This window comes from Myroides sp. C6-3 (assembly GCF_050522425.1).
In the GTDB taxonomy this organism is placed as follows: domain Bacteria; phylum Bacteroidota; class Bacteroidia; order Flavobacteriales; family Flavobacteriaceae; genus Flavobacterium.
This window is the reverse complement of the sequence record NZ_JBMVQP010000075.1, coordinates 1-3,110: the sequence shown is the minus strand read 5'-3', so window position 1 is coordinate 3,110 and position 3,110 is coordinate 1. Positions and strand designations below refer to the sequence as shown.

The following is a 3,110-nucleotide window of genomic DNA, read 5'->3' as shown; positions in this document are numbered from 1 at the left end:
ATTAAGAGAGGGAGATACACATAAGCTTACGGGCTATTAGTACTACTCGACTTTGACATTACTGCCTTTACATCTATAGCCTATCAACGTTGTCATCTTCAACGGCCCTTTAAAGAAATCTCATCTTGTGGTGGGTTTCGCACTTATATGCTTTCAGCGCTTATCCCTGCCCAACGTAGCTACTCTGCGATGCCCCTGGCGAGACAACAGATGCACTAGAGGTTGGTCCAATTCGGTCCTCTCGTACTAGAATCAGATCCACTCAAATTTCTAACGCCCACAGTAGATAGAGACCGAACTGTCTCACGACGTTCTGAACCCAGCTCGCGTGCCACTTTAATGGGCGAACAGCCCAACCCTTGGGACCTTCTCCAGCCCCAGGATGTGACGAGCCGACATCGAGGTGCCAAACCCCCCCGTCGATATGAGCTCTTGGGGGAGATCAGCCTGTTATCCCCGGCGTACCTTTTATCCTTTGAGCGATGGCCCTTCCATGCGGAACCACCGGATCACTATGCTCTACTTTCGTACCTGATCGACTTGTAAGTCTCCCAGTCAAGCTCCCTTATGCCATTGCACTCTACGCACGGTTACCAAGCGTGCTGAGGGAACCTTTAGAAGCCTCCGTTACTCTTTTGGAGGCGACCACCCCAGTCAAACTACCCACCAAGCAATGTCCTCTGCAACGCAGAGTTAGATCTCAAATAAGCAAAGGGTGGTATTTCAACAATGACTAACCTACGCCTGGCGACGCAGGATCGAAGTCTCCCACCTATCCTACACATCACTTATCCAAGAACAATACTAAGCTATAGTAAAGGTGCACAGGGTCTTTTCGTCCCACTGCGGGTAATCGGCATCTTCACCGATACTACAATTTCACCGAGCTCATGGCTGAGACAGTGTCCAGATCGTTACACCATTCGTGCAGGTCGGAACTTACCCGACAAGGAATTTCGCTACCTTAGGACCGTTATAGTTACGGCCGCCGTTTACTGGGGCTTCAATTCAATGCTTCTTCTTGCGAATAACATCTCCTCTTAACCTTCCAGCACCGGGCAGGTGTCAGGCCCTATACCTCATCTTACGATTTTGCAGAGCCCTGTGTTTTTGATAAACAGTCGCCTGGACCTTTTCACTGCGGCCAGCTTGCGCTGGCGACCTTTCTCCCGAAGTTACAGGTCTATTTTGCCTAGTTCCTTAGCCATGAATCTCTCGAGCGCCTTAGGATACTCTCCTCGACTACCTGTGTCGGTTTACGGTACGGGTACTAATAATCTATGTTTAGAAGCTTTTCTTGACAGCCCTTAGGCACACTATCTCGTTGTTCGTAAACGCTGAGTACTATCGCATTTCTCCATCTCTTACGCATTTTACTATAAGAAATTTAGGTACGTGCTTCAACGAACTATTCCGTCAGTTCGCGGTGCTTTCATCACTGTGTCACTCCATCACAATTATCAGTAGTACGGGAATATTAACCCGTTGGCCATCGACGTCCCCCTTCGGGTGTGCCTTAGGTCCCGACTAACCCTAAGCTGATTAGCATAGCTCAGGAAACCTTAGTCTTACGGCGGGGGTGTTTCTCGCACCCCTTATCGTTACTTATGCCTACATTTTCTTTTCTATAAACTCCACCATACCTCGCAGTACGGCTTCTACGTCGATAGAATGCTCCCCTACCACTCACGTTTAAAACGTAAATCCATAGCTTCGGTAGTATACTTATGCCCGATTATTATCCATGCTCGATCGCTCGACTAGTGAGCTGTTACGCACTCTTTAAATGAATGGCTGCTTCCAAGCCAACATCCTAGCTGTCTGGGCAATCAAACCGCGTTTTTTCAACTTAGCATACATTTGGGGACCTTAGCTGATGGTCTGGGTTCTTTCCCTCTCGGACATGGACCTTAGCACCCATGCCCTCACTGATGATTATCATTAATTAGCATTCGGAGTTTGTCAGGAATTGGTAGGCGGTGAAGCCCCCGCATCCAATCAGTAGCTCTACCTCTAAGTAACTATGATCATCGCTGCACCTAAATGCATTTCGGGGAGTACGAGCTATTTCCGAGTTTGATTGGCCTTTCACCCCTACCCACAGGTCATCCGAAAACTTTTCAGCGTTAAACGGTTCGGTCCTCCATTTAGTGTTACCTAAACTTCAACCTGCCCATGGGTAGATCACACGGTTTCGCGTCTACCACTACTGACTAAAGCGCCCTATTAAGACTCGCTTTCGCTACGGATCCATGACTTAATCACTTATCCTCGCCAGCAACGGTAACTCGTAGGCTCATTATGCAAAAGGCACGCCGTCACCCAACGAATGGGCTCCGACCGCTTGTAGGCGTATGGTTTCAGGTTCTATTTCACTCCGTTATTCACGGTTCTTTTCACCTTTCCCTCACGGTACTGGTTCACTATCGGTCTCTCAGGAGTATTTAGCCTTAGCGGATGGTCCCGCCAGTTTCAATCAAGGTTTCACGTGCCCCGACCTACTCAGGATACCACTATCCTTATCTTCTCTTACTTATACGGGACTATCACCCTCTGTGGTTTACCTTTCCAGGTAATTCTAATTCAATCCGCAAGAAATGTCGTGGTCCTACAACCCCAATATTGCCGTAACAATATTGGTTTGGGCTATTCCGCGTTCGCTCGCCACTACTAGCGGAATCACTTTTGTTTTCTTCTCCTCTGCCTACTTAGATGTTTCAGTTCAGCAGGTTCGCCTCCTATCGGATACTATGTCTTCAACATAGTGGGTTGCCCCATTCGGATATCTACGGATCAATTCGTGTGTGCCAATCCCCGTAGCTTTTCGCAGCTTATCACGTCCTTCTTCGCCTCTGAGAGCCTAGGCATTCCCCATACGCCCTTATTTTGCTTATGTGCTTACAATTCTTTCGAATCGTACTTTCTATAAAATTTTATTTAAACAATAATATTACTATTACTATCTAACTGTATTTGTCGTTACAATATGTCAATGATCGTTTGGACTTTACGTCCTTGTGGAGAATATCGGAGTCGAACCGATGACCTCCTGCGTGCAAGGCAGGCGCTCTAGCCAGCTGAGCTAATCCCCCGTAAGTTAGTTTACAGTT

The 3,110-nt window shown here is 47.6% G+C and carries 1 tRNA gene and 1 rRNA gene; both read right to left on the bottom strand.

Annotation, left to right across the window (positions count from 1 at the left end):
* Nucleotides 1-16: 16 nt before the first annotated feature.
* Nucleotides 17-2,896: ribosomal RNA gene (locus ACPDG9_RS15885) — 23S ribosomal RNA — on the bottom strand.
* 122 nt (nt 2,897-3,018) lie between these two features.
* Nucleotides 3,019-3,092: transfer RNA gene (locus ACPDG9_RS15880), tRNA-Ala, on the bottom strand.
* Between the last annotated feature and the right edge of the window lie 18 nt (nt 3,093-3,110).